This is a genomic window from Halalkalibacter okhensis, assembly GCF_000787375.1.
Classification (GTDB): domain Bacteria; phylum Bacillota; class Bacilli; order Bacillales; family Bacillaceae_D; genus Halalkalibacter; species Halalkalibacter okhensis.
In genome coordinates, this window is the sequence record NZ_JRJU01000005.1 from 12,115 (window position 1) to 33,113 (window position 20,999).

The following is a 20,999-nucleotide window of genomic DNA, read 5'->3' on the forward strand; positions in this document are numbered from 1 at the left end:
CACAATAGAAAAGAAGAGGGTGTCTCACCTCTAAGTTAAAGACAACCTACTTCGTTAACGTTTTTAATTGGTCGTAGCCCGTTGCAAGTTCAAGCTGCCATGGAATCACGGCTACTTGTCCTGTTCTTTCTGTCGCCACAAGTTGAATCCATTTCATCTCTGAATGAGATCGAGCGTGTAAGATTGGATCAATAGTATTGGCTGCTGCAAAGCTTTGATTGACAATCCACCAGCTTGGTGTAATATTAGCACGAACTAAATCACCTTGCAGGCGGCTTGCTTCATGAACCGGTGTAGCCTCTGGCAGTGTAACAATGACTACATCTGTCTCTTTCTTATTTCGCAATCTTGGTAATAACTTAGAAACCGATTTTGGAACCTCTCCACTCGCTCGTTCTAACTCCTTATGATAAGACTGTGCTGCATCTAACAAAAGCAATGTGTGCCCAGTCGGAGCTGTGTCGATGACTACAAACGAGTCATCTGCTTGTTCTACGACATTCGCAAATGCGCGGAATACGGCAATTTCTTCTGTGCAAGGTGAGTTTAAATCTTCTTCTAAATAGGCAAGACCATTTTCATCAACTGTTTCTTTTGCCTTCGCTAGAACCTCATGCTTGTATGCATCTACTTCTGCTTTTGGATCAATTCGACTTACGACTAAACGTCCTTGAACTTGCTTTCCAAGAACATGGGACAAATGTGCGGCAGGGTCCGTTGTTGTTAGATGGACAGAATGACCGAGTTCAGCTAACCCAACCGCAATAGCTGCTGCAACCGTTGTCTTTCCGACGCCTCCTTTGCCCATGGTCATGACAACACCTTTTTTCTTTGCCGCTACTTGCTTGATTACGTCTTTTAACGCATATTTGTCTACGATCTCACTCGTTTCTTCACTTTTTTGTGCAAGATGCTGATCACGAAAGAGTGAGCGTAGGGCGTCCATTCCTGTTAATTGATAAGGGACATATGGAAGTTCATACGTAGTCAGAGACCTTAATTGCTCTGGGATATTCGCAAGAGCCTTTTCTTGACGATCATAAAAGGTAGTAGACACCTCATCATCTTCTACATAACTTTGAAGCTTTCCATTTATCAATAGAAGCTGATTCGTCAGCCCAACATGCTTCAACTCTTCAGCGGCTCGATTGGCTTCTTGAAGTGCCGACTCGTCAGGTCTTGAAACAAGAACGAGTGTCGTCTGCTCGGAATTGGATAATGCTTTCACTGCTTCAGCGTACAATTCTTTCTTTTCACCAAGTCCTGAAAGCGGTCCAAGGCATGAAGCACCGTGAGTACTATCTTCGAGAAAAGAGGACCAAGCCGTTGGAAGTTGCAGCAAACGAAGAGTATGCCCAGTAGGTGCCGTATCAAAAATGATATGGTCATATTCTCTTGTTCGCTCTGGATTTGTTAATATTGAAGCAAATTTATCAAAGGCGGCAATCTCAACCGTGCAGGCGCCAGAAAGTTGCTCTTCCATTTGGGCAATAACGGGAGCTGGTAGCTTATCCTTATATGGCCCGACTACCTTTTCTCGATAAGCTGCAGCTGCTTCCTCAGGGTCTAAGTTAATCGCAGATAGTCCAGGTACATTGGGAATTGGTGTTGTTTCATAACCAATCTCGCCTTCAAATACATCTTGTAAATTAGAAGCAGGATCTGTACTCACAATTAATACTTGTTTTCCTTCATCAGCAAGAGCAACGGCTGTAGCACATGCTGTTGACGTTTTTCCTACTCCGCCTTTTCCTGTGAAAAATAAATAGGGAGTAACATTCGTTGATGTTGGCTGAAATCGTCTTGTCATAGCAACTCGATCCCTTTTGATTTTGTCTCTGATTTCGTAAGCTCACTTACAGAAATGTTCGCCCACTGGGCAAACTCTTCATTCGTTGGATATCGCCCTTCTACCTTTAGTTCCCCATCGACGATCGCCGCAGGGAGCGCATCTGTTCCTTGCGTGTTTAAAACCTCTTGAATTTTTGCCTCATCGATAAAAGCTTGAGGTTCAGATCCTAAATTATACCGTGAAATATCGACATTCTTTTTTTCTAATAGAAAAATAGCGGTAGCGACACGCGTTAATTCTGGATCCACACTCGGACCACATACCCCCGTTGCACAACACATCGCAGGATCATAAATTCTAATTTTAGGCATAAGAAACTCCTCCTTCAATAGTGTAAAGAGATAAAGAGGGGTCTGACCCCCTCTTATTTCCCGGTTTCTCCAAATGTTTTAATACGGTCACCGATTTCATCACGGACGCGTTGGAAGAATGCCCATTTTTCTTCATCTGTGCCTTCTGCTTTAGCTGGGTCATCAAAGCCCCAGTGTACACGGTCTTTATTTGGCGGAGTTGCTGGACATACGTCATTTGCATGACCGCATAAAGTAACAACAAGATCTGCTTTCTTTAAAATGTCTGCATCAATCGTATCTGATGTTTGGCTAGAAATATCTACCCCCGCTTCTGCCATTGCTTTTACTGCATTTGGATTCACTCCATGCGCTTCAATTCCAGCAGAATAAACGTCATATTTATCTCCAAGGTATTTCTTTCCCCAGCCTTCTGCCATTTGGCTGCGGCATGAGTTTCCTGTACATAAAAAATAGATGATTGGTTTAGACATAATTAATTGCTCCTTTGGTAGTAAGAATTTTTATATGGAAGACGCAAACTATTGCATCGACTTACAAAATAATGACAAGCCATAAGTAAAGTCCAACAAGTGTGATAAAGAGAGTTGGAACGGTTAAAATGATTCCGACTTTAAAGTAATACCCCCATGAGATCTTCATGCCTTTTTGAGCAAGGACATGCAGCCATAAAAGAGTCGCTAAGGAACCAATTGGCGTAATTTTCGGTCCTAAATCTGAACCAATCACATTAGCATAAATCAGCGCTTCACGCATCGCTCCTGCTGTATTCGTCTCCGCAATAGCTAATGCGTTAATCATGACCGTTGGCATGTTGTTCATAACAGAAGACAAAATCGCTGCAATGAAGCCCATCGCGATCGTCCCGGCAAATAACCCCTGCTCTGCTGATCTCTCAATCACAACGGCTAGAAGGTCTGTTAACCCCACGTTACGCAGGCCATACACGACAACATACATTCCAATCGAAAAGACCACAATCGCCCAAGGTGCACTTTTAATAATTCCCACAGAGCTTAAGACTGGATTCTTTGCACTTATGGAACGGAAGATCAAGTAAAAAACAATGGCAATTGGCATCGCTACAAATGAAACGGGCAAATGGATGAACTCACTGACAAAGTATCCAACTAGAAGAAAAGCTAAGATGTACCATGATAGTTTGAACAGTTTAGGGTCTTTTATCGCTTCTTCTGGCTTTTTCAGTTGATTCATATCATAATTCTTCGGTATGTCTTTTCTGAAATATAAATACAAGACAAGAATGCTCGCACCTAATGCAAAGAAGTTCGGTACAATCATTCTAGAAGCATACTCGACAAATCCGATCCCAAAGAAATCTGCCGAAACAATGTTTACTAAGTTACTGACCAAAAGTGGTAGCGACGTCGTATCAGCAATAAATCCACTTGCCATTATAAAAGGCAAGATCATCGCTTCTTTAAAGCGAAGAGCACGAACCATTGCTAGAACGATCGGTGTTAAAATAAGCGCTGCCCCATCATTTGCAAATAACGCAGCAACAACTGCCCCAAGTAAAGAGACATAAAGGAACATTTTCACTCCGTTCCCTTTTGCAAAGCGGGCCATATGCAAGGCTGACCACTCGAAAAATCCAATTTCGTCTAATATTAGAGAAATAATAATAATAGCTACAAATGTTAACGTGGCATTCCAAACAATCCCTGTTACAGTAACGACATCTTGAAAGTCAACGACACCGACAATCAATGCTAACACAGCACCAATCGATGCTGACCAACCAATAGAAAGTCCTTTTGGTTGCCAAATGACTAATATGAGCGTAAACAGGAAAATGAGCGATGCTAACACTACAGATGTCATCTTCTCCACTCCTTTATTTCTATCTTTTTACTCACAACAACTTACCCGTAACCCTCGCTGCTCGAGATCGACTAAGCGTGCTTTCTGACTTGGAATGTGAGCTAATAAGCTTTCAACTAATGGATAAGCTTCATGTTTTTTATTCACACGATAAAAGATCCACTGCCCTTTTCTCTTTTCATAAACGAGGCCGATATCTTTTAACTTACGAATATGTTGGCTAATTGAAGGCTGGCTCATCTGAAATAACTCAACAAATTCACATACACAGCACTCATCTTCTGATAACATCGCCATCATCGCTAAGCGTGTTTTATCTCCAAGAAGCTTTAATACTTTCGAAGCTGCATCGATTTCAACAATAGAAATAGTATTGCTCATCCCAATCAGTCCTTTCTGTGACCATTATATAATTATATGCTTATATACACAATTAATTTTATGTAAAGAAAAAGTAAAGGGTAAGTAAAGGTGCACCATTTACTTACCCTCATATAATCTCTTATTCACTTACAACATATTCGTCAAAAAACTGTTGGAACTCGTTATTCGAAACGGCACTAACAATTCTCCCGACTTCTATTCCATTTTCAAAATGAACGACCGTAGGAGTGGATTCGAGATTGTACTGGTTCCATCCTTGTTCAAATTCCTTTAAATTATATTGAAGTAAGTTAATTCCATTTTCTTCTGCTAATGGAACCAATCTTGGTGTTGCTTCTTTACAATATGGACAAGTTGAGCTATAAAAATAAACTGTAACAGATTCCTCGTTAGCAAGCTTCTCTTCTAACTCATCAGGTAAAATGAGGTTCTGATAATTAGGATCATCAAGTAATTCAACAGTTGCGGGGTCTAACCGGTCTTTTCCATAAGGGTTTCCCGCTGCCTTTTGCGATTGATTTATATTTGAAACAACAATTAACGCCACAAAAATAAGAACAACAATACTACCAAATAAGATAATTTTCTTCATTTTGAATCCTCCTTCGTTAACTTCAACATAAATAAACTACAAACAAAGATAATGATAAAAGCCGTCATTGCTAGGAATGGAATGGTCACAAATCCAAACCAATTAATATATGCCCCTGTACAAGGCACACGCCCACATGCCGGAGCACTTTGAGTGAACACCGGAACTTTTTGTAACATATAATGATAGCTTGATAGACCCATACCAATAAACGATAAAACTGCTGAATAAAGAGCTACCGTTGCATCCTTTTTAATGATTCCAATAATGAAAATGATGACAAGCGGATACATGACGATTCGTTGATACCAACAAAGCGTACAAGGCTCATACATCCTTACTTGAGAAAAATATAATGAACCTAACGTTGCTACTAGAGCTGTTACCCAAGCCACTATACTTAAGTTCTCTACTTGTTTTTTCATTTTTTTATCCTCTTTTTCTATTTGTTCAATTACTAGATTCATTATACAGATATTCAAAAACCAATGCTACTTTCAAACTTTGACAATCTGGAGAATAAAAAAGAATGACGCCACTATTGTGATGTCATTCCTTGATTAGGCCCGTATAGGCAAGTTCTATGTCACCTGCAAACTGCAAAGATACTTCTTCTACTAACTGCTGATGATTTCCAACGTGTGGGAGGTGGCTTAATATTAGTGCTTTTGGCTTGGCTATACTTGCTAACTTACCAACGTCCTCACTTGTCATATGACCATATTGGGCAATTTGATCCCCTTTATACCCACTGCATTCTGCAATTAATACATCTACTTCTGCTGCGAACTCAGCTAATTCTAGAAAATAGCTGGAATCGGCTGTGTACACATATTTCTTCCCTTTGCTTTCTATCTTCATCGCATAGCAAGGAACAGGGTGTTCCGTCTTTAAAAACGAGAACGTAAACGGCCCAATTTGTAATGCCTGCTGATTATCATAAGCAACAGCCTTGATTAAATCTTTATAAGCAAGTTCTGAAAAAGCTTGTTCATCATCCTTATGTCCATAGATCTTCGGCTGTTTCATCTTTGTCCCTAAGCCATTATGCACGATTTGAGCGTATTGATAGGCGCCAATATCTGCTTTATGGTCATGATGATAATGAGACAAAACAATCGCATCAAGCTCTGTAACCGAACAAAATGCTTGTAATGAGGAGAGTACCCCACTTCCACAATCAAGCAGCACTTTAACATTCTCTTCTTCTATTAAATATCCCGAAGTTGCCCCTCCTTGTTCAGGATAAGCGTGCCAATTACCAACAACCGTTAGTTTCATGATTCCTCACTTCCCCATTTAGATTGAGATGAATTGGACGATTCCTCAATCCGTTCCCTTTCCATAATAAGGGCAAGTTCTGTCATGAGTTTCTTTTGCTCACCCTCATGTTTGGCATCAGATGCGCACTCTTGTAATCGCTTTATTTTTTCGCGTTCATTTTGTTTATTCACCGATAACACCTTTCCCATTTTCAGCATATCTTCCATTTTATCAAGCGTGAAAGATTTAGTAGCTCTAGAAGTAACCCTTTTAGAAAAAGGCAAATGCTGAGGCCACGGAGAGCACTGAAAAAGGAAGAAACGCCTTTTTCAGCACTCTTAAGAACATTACCTTTTTTTAGCGCACTCCAAACTTCTCCCTATTTCAGTGACTAGCTATCCCTATTCATTATACACACATTCCCCATTAATAAACGTCTTTTCAACAATCGCTTGAGCTGTTAATGGATGCGCGCTCCAAATAACGATATCAGCATCCTTCCCCTCTTCTAGACTTCCTACTTGATGCTCAATTCCTAAGTGTTCTGCTGCCCTAATCGTAATCGCCCTCAAAGCCGCTTCTTCTGACAATCCAAATTTTACAGCCGTAATGGCGGATGTAATCAAGTGATCAATCGTAACAACGGGATGATCTGTTGTAATCGAAAATGGAATTCCATGCTTTTCAAGTTCAACAAGAGTATGCCAACCTTTATTATTTAACTCTTGCTTTGTGCGCGAGGTCATCGTCGGTCCGACCGATACGCGAACATCATGCTTTGCAATATAGGAAGTAATCAGGTCGCCTTCTGTACAGTGCTCAATCGTTGCTTCAATATCAAATTCCTTGATAAGTCTTAACAATGTCGCTATATCATCAGCTCGATGTGCATGAGCCCGTAATGGAATCTCTTTGTTCAACACTTTCATTAGTTGTTCCATTCCAAGATCTCGTGTTTTCACTTCTCCAGCTTCTACATTCTTTTTATAGTCTTGTGCTTTCATAAATTGCTCACGAAACAGAGATGCTACTCCCATTCTTGTTATAGGCAACTTTCCTTTTCCACCATGAACACGCTTTGGGTTTTCTCCAAACGCCGCTTTCATACCCGACGGTGATTTGACAATCATCTCATCAACGACCGTTCCTTCCGTTTTAACAATCGACATCTCCCCGCCAATAACATTGGCACTGCCCGGCATAATTTGAACCGTTGTCACTCCGGCCATCCGCGCATCTTCAAACCCTCGGTCAAATGGATTGATCCCATCAATGGCGCGAATATAGGGAGTGGCTGCAGCTGTCGTTTCATTAAAATCATGTCCAGCCTGTCCTAATCCTTCTGAAAAGACACCTAAATGTGTATGAACATCAATTAGCCCTGGTGTTATGTATTTTCCACTTACATTAATAATTTCCGCCTCAGAGGGAATCGTCACTTCCTCCCCAACAGCAATGATTTTTCCCTGATTCATAAGGATGGTCCCTGATTGAATCATTTCATCAGATCCGATTAGAATTGTTCCGTTTACAAAAGCTTTCATTCAGTAGTCACCTCTTTTTATTTCGTAAGACGAATTATATTCTCACTATACTATGTTTCGTCTGAGTTGAATAGTACCGATGTTGTATTCACCTTTTCTTTCCAATACAAAAAAAGTCTCTTCACAGCTACTGCCATGAAGAGACTTTTTCATTATTAAGCTGGGTATACGCTCACTTGCTTGCGGTCACGACCAACGCGCTCATATTTCACAACGCCGTCTACTTTCGCAAATAGTGTATCGTCTCCACCTTTACCTACGTTCACACCAGGATATACGCGTGTTCCGCGTTGGCGTACTAGGATTGAACCACCTGTTACAGCTTGACCGTCAGCACGCTTAGCGCCTAAACGCTTAGAGATCGAGTCACGTCCGTTCTTTGTACTACCTACCCCTTTTTTCGATGCGAAAAATTGAAGGTTCATTTTTAACATGGAATTCACCTCCCGACTGTTTCATTGACTAAAATATTACGGCTGTACTCTTCAGCAATCGACTGAAGGGATATTAGCATCCCTTCGAGAAGAAGCTGAACTTTCTCAAATGTCACATCATCCAATCCAGTTGGAACATGACAGCGGAGAAAACCACCATCCTCCTCCATTTCAACATCAAGCTCTACATCACAAAGTGCAGCAATCGCATTGACGCATCCAAAAGAGACAGCTGAAGCTCCAGCACAAACGATATCATGACCATGCGGACCAGCGTCTGCATGTCCACTCATCGTAAAAGAGACAATGTTACGTTCGTCGTTACGAGCAATTTCAACCGTAATCATAAACTTAAGCGTTAATCTTTTCGATTACCACTTTCGTGTAAGGTTGACGGTGACCTTGCTTACGACGGTAGTTTTTCTTAGCTTTCATTTTCCAAACGATGATTTTCTTTGCACGACCTTGTTTTTCAACTTTAGCCGTTACAGTTGCGCCCTCAACATATGGAGCACCAACTTTCACCTCATCGCCACCTACGAATAAAACGTTATCGAAGCTAACTGTTTCACCAGCTTCTGCGTCTAATTTTTCGATGTAAACTTCTTGACCTTCTTGAACCTTTACTTGCTTACCACCAGTTTCAATAATTGCGTACATACTTGCACCTCCTCATATACTCAGACTCGCCATCCCAGGTAGGTTTGACCTTTAGAAAACCTGTTCTGTGCGGTTATAGTTGTTTGGGTGCGACCAAATAACTAACAAGCGATATTGTAGCATATTTTCTTGAATTATGTCAACGTGTTTATTTCTGTTTTAATCGTTCAAGCCGGGCAATCGCTTCGTCTAACGTCCCTATATAACGAAACGAAAACTTCTCTTCCTGTAAACGTTTATTTGGATAAACAAGAATTCTGAAACCTAGTGCTTCTTCAAGTCGTTTTAAATGCTCTCCTTTTTGTCCAAATAAAACAGTTGAAACTGGAGCTGGCAGTTCCAACACTAGTGCTTCTTCATCCATTCCGCGGTACTCCCATAATTGTCGTTCAATTTTAAATGCTTGCGCTTCATCTGAAAGAACGACCCCTTTTCCTGAACATGTCGGACATGTCTTTGAAAGACTAGACTGTAGGTTTTGTCGTACTTTTTTTCTTGTCATTTCTAACAAGCCTAATCCTGTCATACCAAGGACATTGGTCTTCGTCCGGTCATGTTTCAACGCTTTTTCAAATACATTTTGAACGTATTCACGATCTTCCGCGCGTTTCATATCAATAAAATCAATGACAATAATTCCAGAAATGTCACGTAACCGAAGCTGTCTTGCGATTTCTTTCGCCGCTTCACTGTTCGTTTTCCGAACGGTGTCATGAAGATTCGTTTTTCCAGTGAATTTACCCGTATTTACATCAATCACCGTAAGTGCTTCTGTTTGATCAATCATTAAATAAGCACCATTTTTCAACCAAATTTGGCGCCGCAATGCCCGCTCAAGCTCTTTTTCAATCCCATATGCCGAGAAGATATTTTCCTTTTCTCGGTAAAGCGATAGGGAATCTGCAAGCTTGGGAAAAGGCTCAAGAAGTTCCTTTAATACTTGATAATCATCAAGCCGGTCTACAACCATTTTATCAATATCAGCAAAAGAAAAGTCCCTGACAATTCGTTCAATTAGTCCAGAATCTTGATGAATTAAGGCTGGTGCTTTTTTGGTCTTTCCTTCTTTCCAAAGCTCCTTCCACAATTTGCGTAAGAAATGAAACTCTTGCGTAATAACCTCTGCCTGTTTTCCTTCACATGATGTACGAATAATCAAGCCTTCATTTCCCTCTATGATTCCTTCGGCAATGTCTCTCCACCTCTCGCGTTCTGCCTCATTTGAAAAACGACGAGAGACTCCAACATAATCACCTTCTGGCATATACACGAGAAATTGTCCTGGAAAAGAAACCACTCCAGTTAATCTTGGCCCCTTTGAACCAAATCCTTCTTTAGTAACTTGAACTAAGAGCTCTTCCCCTTGCTTTACAAATTCTGAAATGCTACGCTCTTTTTTCTTTTCTTCGTCTTCATTCGATAGATGAAAGGAGAGGAGATCATCACGATAAAGGAATCCATTTTTCTCACGTCCTATATCAACAAATGCTGCTTGCATTCCTGGTAAAACGTTTACAACTCTTCCTCTATACACATTGCTAACAATTCTATTTTCAAGTGTACGTTCAACCATTAATTCAACGACACGATCATTTTCAACAATAGCTGCTCTTCTTTCTCTTGTCGCCATATTAAAATATATTTTCTTCAATGAGAAAAGCCCCTTTAATTAACTCTTTTCTTCATTGTACCAGTTTCCTAATGAAAAGTCGTACCCTCTACGATTTTAAAATCGACTGAAATAGGGAGGGTTTGCTTCTTTACTTTTACAAACCTAAAAACCTGCTATGAACGTACTCATAACAGGCATACAATGCACAGTTTATTTTGACTTAAGACATAGCTTCTTAGGGATTCACCTTTCATGGCTTTTTTATTAAATGCATCAACTGCGCAAGCGGAGCCTGAGGCTTTTTGGTCGTAAAGAGCATTTGCAATAACTCTTTTTCTTCGACCATACATGCTGTTCCGCTTTTTAAATGAAACACTTTATATAAATGATACCGCCCACGTTTTAGTAATTTCATTGCTTCCCTTAATGGAACCGAATCGCGGACGGCTATCACAGTCTTTTGCTTTGTGTCACCGGATTTATCAAACTTTCTAGCCATAAGAAAGCGCATAAACCTATAATGCCGCTGCTTCCATTCAAGATAGTTTGTAATAAAAAGAAATGAGATGATCACCCATAAATTCAAATGGTAAGGAAACCAAATCAAACTAAGTACAATAATAGCTAACAAAACAAGACAAGATGAGAATCGCGAAATGGTAAGTGCTTGAACATATGGAAAACGGTACGTACACCATAGTTGAACGAGTCTTCCTCCATCTAGAGGTAAAATGGGGATCAAGTTAAATAATAAAATCATCATATTATGCCATACAAAAAGATGATGATCCGTACTCGTCCAAATAGAAGTTTGAACGAATAAATAAGACAGAACCATCATCCAAATATGCTGTAGTGGCCCTGCGATAATAACAATTAGCTCCTCGTGAAAAGGTCGATTTCCGACATCTTCCACTTCAGCCACACCACCAAATGGCAATAACTCAATTTTATGAATTCTCCATTTGAACAAGTGTGCCGCAATCGCATGTCCCATCTCATGAATAAACACAATCATAAAAATCATTAAAACTTCCCTAAAGTACCCAGTAACGACACCGATGGCGAGGACAAACCAAAATAATGGATTGATTTTAAATTTTGATACAAGTTCTCTCATCATTATTCGAAGGAAATAACTTCGCTAGGATTAATGTATTGGTCGCCGTCCTTCAACGCAAAATAGAAAATTCCTTTTTGCGCTTCTTCATTTGTTGAAACCGTACCAATCTTATAGCCCGCTTGGATATGGTCGTACATATTCACTTCGACTTGATCAAGCATGCCATACACTGCTTCGGTTCCATCATAATGCTTAACCGTGACGGTCTTCCCAAGATTTCCTCCCTCTTCATCAGCTCCAACTTTGCTCACTTGTCCACCTTTTACTGCCTCGATTTCAGCGTTCATCCCTGTTTCAATCAAAATTCCTCTACCGTCATGTTCAAAGTCTTGACTGACCGTACCAGATGCTGGTATGGCATAGACCATTTCTACTTGTTCATTTGGATCGCTTTGAGCCATATTTTGATTTCCCGGCAGTAGCGCTAACGGTCGTCCAAATTGATTTTCATACCAATTTGCAACTGCCGCAAACTGAATTTCTTGTTCATACGCCTGTTCCACAAAACGCTTTGCTCCTTCTGCCTGTGGAACGGTTGATTGAAAAAGAATGGCCGTCATCAAAAATATACAAACTGCTGCCATTAGACGAAAAATAAAAAAATCGCCCTTTGGAACATGCACTTTAGCTCCTTTTTCAGGTGTCGATGGTGGTACATAAAAGTCAGGCTCTTCTCTTGCATCCTCATGTCGATTTAAGAGCATGGGCGCCGTCCGCTCGCGATGTCTAACATTGCTATTAATTTGCCGTCGTCTATTTTCTAGCTTTCTACGTACCTTATTCAAATCCTTGGACATATGCTCCCCCATCCTTTTCAAACATAGTTTACTTAACTATATGACTTGTCCGTAGGTGTTATGACATAATAGAGATAATTGAAAAAGGGCGCCCTTGCCTTTTTCAATTATCTCTATTGCAATGAAGCGGAGCCGCCGTTATGTTTTAAGCCTTTTGAGTGCACTCCTCAAAAGGCGCACGGCGCGCGGAGCCATTGCCACGGGGACGCTCTTTTGCAGTGTTTATTTTTTTCAACGAACAGGAATACAACATAATAACTATTACATATTATCGAGAGGAGATGGACTAATGAATACACGTAAACTTGGACATTCTGATTTATTTGTTAGTGAAATAGGACTTGGCTGTATGAGCATTGGAACAGACGTGAGTCAAGCCAGGAAGGTTGTTGAAACAGCACTTGATGGTGGAATCAATTATTTAGATACCGCTGATTTGTACGATCAAGGAGTAAATGAGGAAGTGATTGGCGAGATCTTGAAAGGAAAACGAAACGATCTCATTCTTGCCACAAAAGCAGGCAATCGTTTTGAACAAGGTAAAGAAGGTTGGACTTGGGATCCTTCAAAAAAACACATTACAAATGCCGTGAAAGACAGCTTACGTAGACTCAAAACCGATTATATTGATTTATATCAACTACATGGCGGAACAATAGAAGACAATATTGACGAGACGATCGAGGCGTTTGACGAATTAAAGAAAGAAGGACTCATTCGCTACTATGGCATTTCTTCGATTCGTCCAAATGTTATTCGTGAATATGTTAAGCGTTCAGCCATTGTCAGCGTTATGATGCAATATAGTTTGCTCGATCGTCGTCCAGAAGAGCTATTTTCATTTTTACAGGAGAATGAAGTAAGTATTGTCGCTAGGGGACCTGTTGCTAAAGGATTGCTTACCAATCGGGCCATCCCCGATTCCATTAAAGAGAAAGGCTACCTTACTTATCCATACAATGATCTCGTATCATTACGTTCAAAAATCGAGCATGAACTGCTAAATGGTCGTCCACTTCAAGCATTAGCCTTACAATATTGCCTCGCCTCCCCAGTCGTAGCTTCTGTCGTAGCCGGAGCAAGCAGCGCAGAACAGGTGAAAGATAACATACGCTCCATCCAATCTTATGACGTAACAGCCGGTGACATCGCTTTACTTAAAGATATCACTAAACAAGATCGGTATGAACAGCATAGGTAATCATTTGAATGAAAGGGGTCATCCCTACTTGGCCCCTTTTCCTTTTCACGATATGATTTGTGGACAACAAAAAGACTACTTAAGATTTCCTCTCAAGCAGTCTTATATGATCAACTATACTCTTACTTTATCCATAAGTATTTCTTTCATAACGGATCCGATTTCAGGGAGAATAATTCGGTCCATAGCTAATTGAATCGCTCCAGTTGGTCGAGGCATCGAGAAGATTGCCTTCCCGTCACGTACACCTGCAATTGCACGACTTAAAATCGCAGCTGTACCGATTTCTTCTTTGAAACTTAAATGACGAAATAACTCTCCAAATCCAGGCATCTCTTTATCTAAACTATCTCTAACAGCTTCATGTGTCGTATCATGAAGGGCAATTCCTGTTCCACCTGTAATTAAAATAGCATCAACATCAGCACGAATCGCAGCAATTTTAATCCAGTGTTGAATTAAACTATACTCTGCATTTACAATTTGGTATTCTGTCACACAATGACCTTCTTCTTCTAACATGGATCTGACTAATGCTCCACTCTCATCATCCTCGTATGAACATGAATCCTTTACCGTTAACACCATACAACGAATGCTCTTTGTAGTTTCTTCCAAATGTTCTTCCATCATCGTCATGTATTTTGGCCTCCTATTTTTAAAAACCACATTCTTGGAAACAATCATAACATAGCCAACTTCCTCTGTTACCGAAGTCTGCCAAATAATTGGTACAGTGCCAAGAAAGTGAATGAAAAGAAGCGTCTTTAAACTCACCGCGCCTAATCCTACTTACTCGTTCATTTTCAAGAATAATGACAAAATATGAACTTTCAGAATAAAACCTTTAAAGTCGTACGTTAAGGACGAGTGCCTGACCTTTGCAGCCTAGGAGAATGATCACGAGAGTACCGAAACATATGGTGATAAGTGAGTCCGTGTAACAGTTCCATCTATTGATGACCGTCTTTTATTGCTTCTTCTTTTTTCAGGAGTCATTTCTTCTCATTGACGACTGTCCCCAATACTCCCTTCTCTTTTTCGGGAGTCATACACGCTCTTTGACTACCGTTCGCGCTTCTTCCCTCTCTTTTTGGTAGTCATTCCCACTCTTTGACGACCGTTCGACCACTTCGCCTTTCTTTTCGGGAGTCATCCCCACTCTTTGACGACCGTTCGCGCTTCTTTCCTCTCTTTCAGGTAGTCATTCCCACTCTTTGACGACCGTCCGACCACCTCGCTTCTCTTTTCGGGAGCCATCCCTCTTCTTTGACGATCGTTCGCTCAATTTTCGGGATCCACCCCCGCTCCGCCCTGTCACGTTGTTAATTCAAATGCTATTTGCGATGATATTTTAGGCTATCTATCTACAAAAATATGTCCAACAAAAAAGCATACCAATTAATAGGTTAATTGATATGCTAATTCGTATTCTATTTCTATTGTTTTTTGCCAATAACAGACCACTTACCAACCAGAGCACTTACTCTTGGTTCATAAATTATCTGACACTGAATAATTTTTTAATTTTTGCAAACATGCCTCTTTGTTCTTCAAGTGCCATTAATGGAACTGTTTCACCAAGAATTCTTCGTGCAATGTTCCGATAGGCAATCGAAGCTTTGCTTGTTGTGTGAAGGGCAATTGGTTCTCCCTTGTTAGAGTGCTTAATGACCTCTTCATCGTCAACGACAATCCCTAAAAGATCAATCGCTAAAATAGATGCAATCTCATCAACATCTAACATATCTCCATTTTTCATCATATGTCCGCGAATGCGGTTCACAATCAACCTTGGAGCTTCAACATCCTCCTGCTCAAGCAAACCGATGATTCGGTCAGCATCACGAACAGCAGAAACCTCAGGTGTTGTAACAACGATTGCACGATCTGCACCTGCTACAGCATTTTTAAATCCTTGCTCAATTCCTGCAGGACAGTCGATGAGAACATAATCATATTCTTGTTTTAATTCATCAACAATGACTTTCATTTGTTCTGGTTCAACAGATGTTTTATCTTTCGTTTGTGCAGCTGGCAGCAAGTACAAGCAATCAAAGCGCTTATCTTTGATTAATGCTTGTTTTAACTTACAGCGTCCCTCTATCACATCAACGAGGTCATATATAATTCGATTTTCAAGTCCCATGACAACATCAAGATTGCGGAGCCCGATGTCTGTATCGACTAAGCAAACTTTCTTCCCCGAAAGCGCAAGGGCTGTGCCTATGTTAGCAGACGTTGTTGTTTTCCCAACGCCACCCTTTCCACTTGTAATGACGATTGCCTCTCCCACGCTGATGACCCCTTTCTATAATGCTTTCTAAAATCCACGTTTAAAAAAGATACAAGTGCACTAATTAACTTTCTCCTACACTTGTAACTGTGCTTCATTTTTTGCAAGTTGAGGATGGGTATGTACAAGTTGCTGAACTCGTCCAATTTGAAAGGACTTCTGTTCAGTCAAAAAGGCACTAGCCATCATTTGTTCTCGTTTTTCTTCTGCCTCAAATTGCTTAATCTCATCAGCAATTCGCAACTGCGCCGGTGCTAAAAGAGAAGCAGATATGACCGCTTTTTCATTCCCACCAAAACCAGCATGGGCTATTCCCCTCAAAGCTCCCATTACATAGATATTACCGTTAGCAATTAACGTACCGCCTGGATTCACATCTCCAATTAATAATACATCACCCTTAACATGGAGCACTTGGCCAGAGCGAACAATTCGCATTAACGTGACCGTTTGTGATTCTTGGCGTAATTTCTCAGATTCTTCTTTCGAAAGGACACGAGATTCAAACTGGTCCACAGCTAAATTACGTCCGTTCGTAATAATGTTTTCTAGCTCGGTCAATTGATGTTCTTGAAGAAAGCGATAACCGATATCGACTTTCACACGGACATCAGGACCTTCTGATTGTTGATAATGCTTCGAGGATAACTTTTCGATCAATTCTTCTAGCAAATTTTCATAAGAACAGCTATCATCCAATAGGAAGATCAACCCATCCTTTGTACCTTTTATTGTAACATATTGCTTCTTTTGAACCATTGTTGTGTCCACCTCAGCCTCACTCACCTTCGTTGCTACTCAAAAAGTATGTTTTCCTTTACCTGAGTAAAACGAGAAAACAGTGATAGTACGTTATTCAACATAACGCATTGAAAACCCTTCTTCCATATGTAAGAAGATGTAGAAAAACACCGCATTTTTTGTCGTAACTTATCTTTCACGCAGACTAGCTTGTTTTTGAACATGAGAAAATAGCTTCTTCGCAGGATAGTAAATAATAATAGCAAATGCTACATTGACAATTAACCCCGGAAGGAATCTTTCATGAAAGAATAGCGCTGCTTGTAAATCAGCTAGTCCAATCAGTCTGTATAATCCATACTGATAATATTCAAACAATGAAACTGCGACCGTTGCAAATAGCAGTTGTAATAATAACGAATCTTGAATTTGTTTATAATTATAGGCAAATGCATACCCAATAAGACCAAACCCAAACATATATACACCGAGTAGTTGCGTATAGACAATATCATAGATAAAACCAAAAACAAGGCCATACACAATTGAACTATACCGACCAAAATGAATACCAATAAAGACAATCATCACGACAAGAAACCGCGGAACTAACGTTACATCAAGATCGTGATGAGAGGGCGTAACAATTTGAAACAGAGTCCCTTCTATAACCAACAACAGAAAGAGTAATGTAGGAATATAGAAGCGGCTCACGACGGTTCCTCCTCTAACAACTCAGGATCAAGTGATGTACTCGTCCGTTCAATGATATAAACATAATCTAAAGCATAAAAATCTGCTGTTGGTTCAATATACGCGTTTTGCGTTAATCCATATTCATCTGGTTCTACACGTACAACCTCACCAATTAATAAACCACTCGGATAAACGCCACCTTTTCCTGAGGTCATGACCATTTGATTTTCTTCTATTTCTGCCTCAATATCAATCTTACGCATAATTAATAAACCTGAGTCAACATCATATCCTTCAATAAATCCATATTTCGGTTGATCCATCGAAATCATGGCTGACACTCGATTTGTGCGATCATTATCAGAAAGGAGTTGAATCCTCGACGAAAATTCGCTTACTTGCTTTACCTTTCCAATGAGACCACCCTTTGAATCGACAACGCCCATATTTGGTTCAATTCCATCATTTGACCCTTTATTTAAGCCAATATAATCCGTCCAACGGTCAGGGCTACGATGGATAACGACAGCCGACCTCATTAAATAATCATGTAAGCTTTCTTCTAGCTCTAACATATCTTTTAACGTACTGTTTTCATTTCGTAGCAAATTTCGTTCGACCGAAATTTGTGCATATTCTTCAAGTCTGGCTTTTAACAGCTTGTTCTCTTCGTAGATGTTACGGATGTCTCGGACATTTTCAAAGAAACCCGCTACAGCGTATGCGGGTTTCGTAAAAGTGGTCTGCACCCATCCAACAGCATCTCTGATAACTTGTTCTGGTCCTGTAATTTGTTCTCTATCTGTACGCGAGTACCCAATCAATGCGACCAAAATGATTATGCTGACAAGAAGAATTATTAATTTTTTATTTGAAAAGAAGGATGGCATGCCATACACCTACTTACAATTTTCTATCTGAGCGTGACGTAATTCCCGCTTTGGAACGGAATAGATGTAGATTTTCAAGCGCTCTGCCAGTTCCAATCGCCACACAATCTAACGGATTTTCAGCCACTAATACTGGCATATTCGTCTCTTCGCTTAACACACGGTCAAGGTTACGTAAAAGCGCTCCCCCACCTGTTAGGACAATTCCTCGATCCATAATATCCGCCGCTAGCTCTGGAGGAGATTGCTCTAACGTATTTTTCACTGATTCAATAATCGTTGCCACAGTATCCGCTAATGCGCCAGCAATTTCTTCGGCCGTAACCGTAATCGTCTTTGGCAATCCTGTTAGTAAGTCTCGTCCACGGATATCCATGTCATCAACACCTTCTGGAGCCCCTGCTGAACCAATTTCAAGCTTCAATGCTTCTGATGTTCTTTCACCGATCATTAAATTATACTTCTTTTTAATATATTGGATAATCGATTCGTCCATTTCATCCCCTGCAACACGAATGGATTGGCTCGTGACAATTCCACCAAGTGAGATAATTGCTACTTCTGTTGTTCCGCCACCGATATCAACGACCATACTACCTGTTGGTTCCCATACTGGAAGATCGGCACCAATCGCTGCTGCAAATGGTTCTTCAAGCGTGTATGCTTCTTTTGCACCAGCTTGTTTTGTCGCATCCTCAACCGCTCGTTTTTCAACCGCTGTAATCCCAGATGGTACACATACCATAACTGAAGGTTTACGAGTAAAGATCGAACGATTTTTCAACGCTTGTTGAATAAAGTATTTTAGCATCGTTGCCGTTGTATCAAAATCAGCAATGACCCCATCTTTCATTGGACGAACAGCCACAATATTTCCTGGCGTACGACCGATCATATTCTTTGCATCATTACCTACTGCTTCAATGGAACCTGTATCTGTTCTTAGTGCAACAACCGACGGCTCACGAACGACGATGCCTTTGCTTTTTACGTAAACGAGCGTGTTTGCTGTTCCTAAATCAATTCCTATATCCTTTGAGAACCCACCAAACATCTATGTATCTCCCTTCATACAAATCCGAAATCATAACCTTCATTATAACGAATAATCATTAAAAAAAATAGCCTTAAGTTCCCCAAGTTTCGTAAAAATCTACGAATCAAAAACTTTCATGAACATTGCTTAAAAAATGAAACCTTCCCCCTTGCAAAGCACAGCCAAAGAAAAAAGGCAACAACCTTATGTTACCATTCTCTTACTCGAATCGCTATCCTCTTATTGACTCACATCCTTAAAAATCATTTTAGCCGAAATTATTATATGACATATCCTTGTTCTTTCAGACTAACAAATTTACGATCACCAATAATGATATGGTCAAGAAGCTCAATACCGAGTACTTTTCCTGATTCTGCTAACCTTTTCGTTACTTCAATATCTTCGCGGCTTGGAGTGGGATCGCCTGAGGGGTGGTTATGCATACATATAATCGAGGCGGCTGAACGGCGAAATGCTTCTTTGAATACCTCCCGCGGATGAACAATGCTTGCGTTTAAGCTACCTATAAAAATAGTCTTACGCAGAAGGACTTGGTTCTTTGTGTTTAAATAAAGGCAATCGAAATGCTCCTGCTGCAAAAAACGCATATCCTCCATCACATAATTAGACACATCCTCAGGGGAACGGATTACATAACGTTCATCTGGCTGCATACTATGAATTCTTCTGCCAAGCTCAATAGCTGCCGCAAGCTCTACCGCCTTCGCTTCCCCTATTCCATTAACCGTACATAATTCCTCAATGGCCGCATCTTTTAATAACATTAACCCATCAAACTTTGCTAAAAGATGTTGAGCGACTTGTAAAACGGATTCTTTTCGCGTACCGTTCCTCAGGATAATGGCAAGAATTTCTTGATTCGTCAACGCTTGAGGGCCTTCTTGCAGTAATCGTTCTCGCGGCCTTTCTCGAACAGGAACATCTCGAATAAGGAAGGATGAGTGGGACAACCGAAACACTCCTTTCTAATTTGCACAAATAGGGAAATTTTATGAAGTTGAAAAAGGAAATCGAACAAACCTACACTACCTACATAAAAAACTCAAAACAGTATTTCTTACATATTTGGAGTTATCCCGCATTTTTTTAACTCTCTCATCGTTCTTGCAAGGGGCAATCCAACAACAGCGAAATAATCACCCATAATTCTCTTCACTAAGAAGGCACCAAACCCTTGAATTCCATAGCTACCTGCTTTATCAAATGGCTCTCCACTACGAATGTACATCTCTATATCTTCTTTAGATAAATGGTAAAACTCTACATCCGTCTTCTCATAAAACGTTGTTACACCTTCGCTTGAACAAATAGATACACCTGTATAGACGCTATGCGTATGCCCTGATAACATTTCAAGCATGGCAATGGCTTCTTGTTCATTTTCTGGCTTTCCAAGGATATGGTCGCCAAAAGCCACGACCGTATCCGAGCCAAGGACAATGGAATCTTTTGCTTTTGACCATACATCCTCTGCCTTTTGGTTAGCTAATTGCAAAACAACCTCTTCAGGTGTTGAACCTGCTTTAACAATTTCTTCGACTGTACTTGCTTGAATGGAAAACGAATAATGAGCCTGTTCAAGGAGCTCTTTACGCCTCGGAGAACCTGAGGCTAAAATGAAAGATTTCATGAAGGGGTCACCTCTACAATGTTTTCTTTTTATTGTACAGGTTCAAAAGTAGAATACCAAATTCTTCT

General features: G+C 40.3%; 25 protein-coding genes and 1 other annotated feature. Of the genes, 1 reads left to right on the top strand and 24 read right to left on the bottom strand.

Translation table 11 applies throughout. From position 1 onward, the window contains the following. Window positions 1–46: 46 nt before the first annotated feature. The 16 genes from arsA to LQ50_RS05560 form a co-directional block, all read right to left on the bottom strand. Window positions 47–1,810, bottom strand: a complete 1,764-nt coding sequence (gene arsA / locus LQ50_RS05485) for an arsenical pump-driving ATPase (protein WP_034626915.1) — start codon at window positions 1,808–1,810, stop codon at window positions 47–49. Then, on the bottom strand, window positions 1,807–2,163 hold the full coding sequence (arsD, locus tag LQ50_RS05490) for an arsenite efflux transporter metallochaperone ArsD (RefSeq protein WP_034626917.1): 357 nt from the start codon (window positions 2,161–2,163) through the stop codon (window positions 1,807–1,809). The genes arsA and arsD overlap by 4 nt, the downstream gene beginning before the upstream one ends. A 53-nt stretch (window positions 2,164–2,216) precedes the next feature. Further along, window positions 2,217–2,636, bottom strand: a complete 420-nt coding sequence (gene arsC / locus LQ50_RS05495) for an arsenate reductase (thioredoxin) (protein WP_034626920.1) — start codon at window positions 2,634–2,636, stop codon at window positions 2,217–2,219. Window positions 2,637–2,697: 61 nt separating this feature from the next. Then, on the bottom strand, window positions 2,698–4,008 hold the full coding sequence (locus LQ50_RS05500; RefSeq protein ID WP_034626922.1) for an arsenic transporter: 1,311 nt from the start codon (window positions 4,006–4,008) through the stop codon (window positions 2,698–2,700). Window positions 4,009–4,035: 27 nt separating this feature from the next. After that, window positions 4,036–4,389 (bottom strand): ArsR/SmtB family transcription factor, encoded by a 354-nt coding sequence (locus LQ50_RS05505; protein WP_034626924.1) that lies wholly within the window; start codon window positions 4,387–4,389, stop codon window positions 4,036–4,038. A 121-nt stretch (window positions 4,390–4,510) separates the two neighbouring features. After that, window positions 4,511–4,984, bottom strand: a complete 474-nt coding sequence (locus tag LQ50_RS05510; protein WP_034626926.1) for a thioredoxin family protein — start codon at window positions 4,982–4,984, stop codon at window positions 4,511–4,513. Continuing rightward, entirely contained in the window at window positions 4,981–5,409 is a 429-nt protein-coding gene (locus LQ50_RS05515) for a disulfide oxidoreductase (protein ID WP_034626930.1), read from the bottom strand. The genes LQ50_RS05510 and LQ50_RS05515 overlap by 4 nt, the downstream gene beginning before the upstream one ends. A 124-nt stretch (window positions 5,410–5,533) precedes the next feature. After that, window positions 5,534–6,265 (bottom strand): MBL fold metallo-hydrolase, encoded by a 732-nt coding sequence (locus LQ50_RS05520; RefSeq protein ID WP_034626932.1) that lies wholly within the window; start codon window positions 6,263–6,265, stop codon window positions 5,534–5,536. Further along, window positions 6,262–6,438: a hypothetical protein gene (locus LQ50_RS25340; protein ID WP_161784659.1), complete on the bottom strand. Its 177-nt coding sequence runs from the start codon at window positions 6,436–6,438 to the stop codon at window positions 6,262–6,264. Before LQ50_RS25340 ends, LQ50_RS05520 begins: the two co-directional genes overlap by 4 nt. Window positions 6,439–6,648: 210 nt before the next feature. Beyond that, window positions 6,649–7,791 (bottom strand): amidohydrolase, encoded by a 1,143-nt coding sequence (locus LQ50_RS05530; RefSeq protein ID WP_034626937.1) that lies wholly within the window; start codon window positions 7,789–7,791, stop codon window positions 6,649–6,651. Window positions 7,792–7,946: 155 nt separating this feature from the next. Then, window positions 7,947–8,225, bottom strand: coding sequence for a 50S ribosomal protein L27 (gene rpmA / locus LQ50_RS05535; protein ID WP_034626940.1), 279 nt, complete (start codon window positions 8,223–8,225; stop codon window positions 7,947–7,949). 5 nt (window positions 8,226–8,230) lie between these two features. Beyond that, window positions 8,231–8,572 (bottom strand): ribosomal-processing cysteine protease Prp, encoded by a 342-nt coding sequence (locus LQ50_RS05540; protein ID WP_034626942.1) that lies wholly within the window; start codon window positions 8,570–8,572, stop codon window positions 8,231–8,233. 4 nt (window positions 8,573–8,576) lie between these two features. After that, the gene (rplU, locus tag LQ50_RS05545) at window positions 8,577–8,885 is read right to left on the bottom strand and encodes a 50S ribosomal protein L21 (protein ID WP_034626944.1); all 309 of its coding nucleotides are present in this window, start codon (window positions 8,883–8,885) and stop codon (window positions 8,577–8,579) included. A gap of 12 nt (window positions 8,886–8,897) precedes the next feature. Then, window positions 8,898–8,970 (bottom strand) — a sequence feature (ribosomal protein L21 leader region). A 63-nt stretch (window positions 8,971–9,033) separates the two neighbouring features. Continuing rightward, window positions 9,034–10,536: an Rne/Rng family ribonuclease gene (locus LQ50_RS05550; protein ID WP_052144602.1), complete on the bottom strand. Its 1,503-nt coding sequence runs from the start codon at window positions 10,534–10,536 to the stop codon at window positions 9,034–9,036. Window positions 10,537–10,747: 211 nt separating this feature from the next. Further along, window positions 10,748–11,524 carry a M50 family metallopeptidase gene (locus tag LQ50_RS05555; RefSeq protein WP_237563657.1) on the bottom strand — a complete coding sequence of 259 codons (777 nt, stop codon included), beginning with the start codon at window positions 11,522–11,524 and terminating at the stop codon, window positions 10,748–10,750. Window positions 11,525–11,619: 95 nt separating this feature from the next. Next, the gene (locus LQ50_RS05560; RefSeq protein WP_034626945.1) at window positions 11,620–12,417 is read right to left on the bottom strand and encodes a M23 family metallopeptidase; all 798 of its coding nucleotides are present in this window, start codon (window positions 12,415–12,417) and stop codon (window positions 11,620–11,622) included. Between the two features lie 289 nt (window positions 12,418–12,706). Here LQ50_RS05560 and LQ50_RS05565 point away from each other — a divergent pair, with 289 nt between their 5' ends. Then, window positions 12,707–13,618 (top strand): aldo/keto reductase, encoded by a 912-nt coding sequence (locus LQ50_RS05565; RefSeq protein ID WP_034626948.1) that lies wholly within the window; start codon window positions 12,707–12,709, stop codon window positions 13,616–13,618. Window positions 13,619–13,732: 114 nt separating this feature from the next. Here the strand turns inward: LQ50_RS05565 and LQ50_RS05570 are convergent, their stop codons facing one another. From LQ50_RS05570 to LQ50_RS05605, 8 genes are all read right to left on the bottom strand, one after another. Next, a complete protein-coding gene (locus LQ50_RS05570) occupies window positions 13,733–14,257 on the bottom strand; it encodes a MogA/MoaB family molybdenum cofactor biosynthesis protein (protein WP_034626950.1) in 525 nt (174 codons plus the stop codon). Between the two features lie 862 nt (window positions 14,258–15,119). Further along, on the bottom strand, window positions 15,120–15,914 hold the full coding sequence (minD, locus tag LQ50_RS05575; protein WP_034626951.1) for a septum site-determining protein MinD: 795 nt from the start codon (window positions 15,912–15,914) through the stop codon (window positions 15,120–15,122). 75 nt (window positions 15,915–15,989) lie between these two features. Continuing rightward, the gene (gene minC, locus LQ50_RS05580; protein ID WP_034626952.1) at window positions 15,990–16,673 is read right to left on the bottom strand and encodes a septum site-determining protein MinC; all 684 of its coding nucleotides are present in this window, start codon (window positions 16,671–16,673) and stop codon (window positions 15,990–15,992) included. A gap of 171 nt (window positions 16,674–16,844) precedes the next feature. Continuing rightward, window positions 16,845–17,369, bottom strand: coding sequence for a rod shape-determining protein MreD (gene mreD, locus LQ50_RS05585; RefSeq protein WP_034626953.1), 525 nt, complete (start codon window positions 17,367–17,369; stop codon window positions 16,845–16,847). After that, window positions 17,366–18,241: a rod shape-determining protein MreC gene (mreC, locus tag LQ50_RS05590; RefSeq protein ID WP_034626954.1), complete on the bottom strand. Its 876-nt coding sequence runs from the start codon at window positions 18,239–18,241 to the stop codon at window positions 17,366–17,368. The genes mreD and mreC overlap by 4 nt, the downstream gene beginning before the upstream one ends. 13 nt (window positions 18,242–18,254) lie before the next feature. Continuing rightward, the gene (locus LQ50_RS05595; protein ID WP_034626955.1) at window positions 18,255–19,295 is read right to left on the bottom strand and encodes a rod shape-determining protein; all 1,041 of its coding nucleotides are present in this window, start codon (window positions 19,293–19,295) and stop codon (window positions 18,255–18,257) included. Between the two features lie 263 nt (window positions 19,296–19,558). Next, the gene (radC, locus tag LQ50_RS05600; RefSeq protein ID WP_034626956.1) at window positions 19,559–20,251 is read right to left on the bottom strand and encodes a RadC family protein; all 693 of its coding nucleotides are present in this window, start codon (window positions 20,249–20,251) and stop codon (window positions 19,559–19,561) included. 107 nt (window positions 20,252–20,358) lie between these two features. Next, window positions 20,359–20,931 (bottom strand): Maf family protein, encoded by a 573-nt coding sequence (locus tag LQ50_RS05605; RefSeq protein ID WP_034626958.1) that lies wholly within the window; start codon window positions 20,929–20,931, stop codon window positions 20,359–20,361. Between the last annotated feature and the right edge of the window lie 68 nt (window positions 20,932–20,999).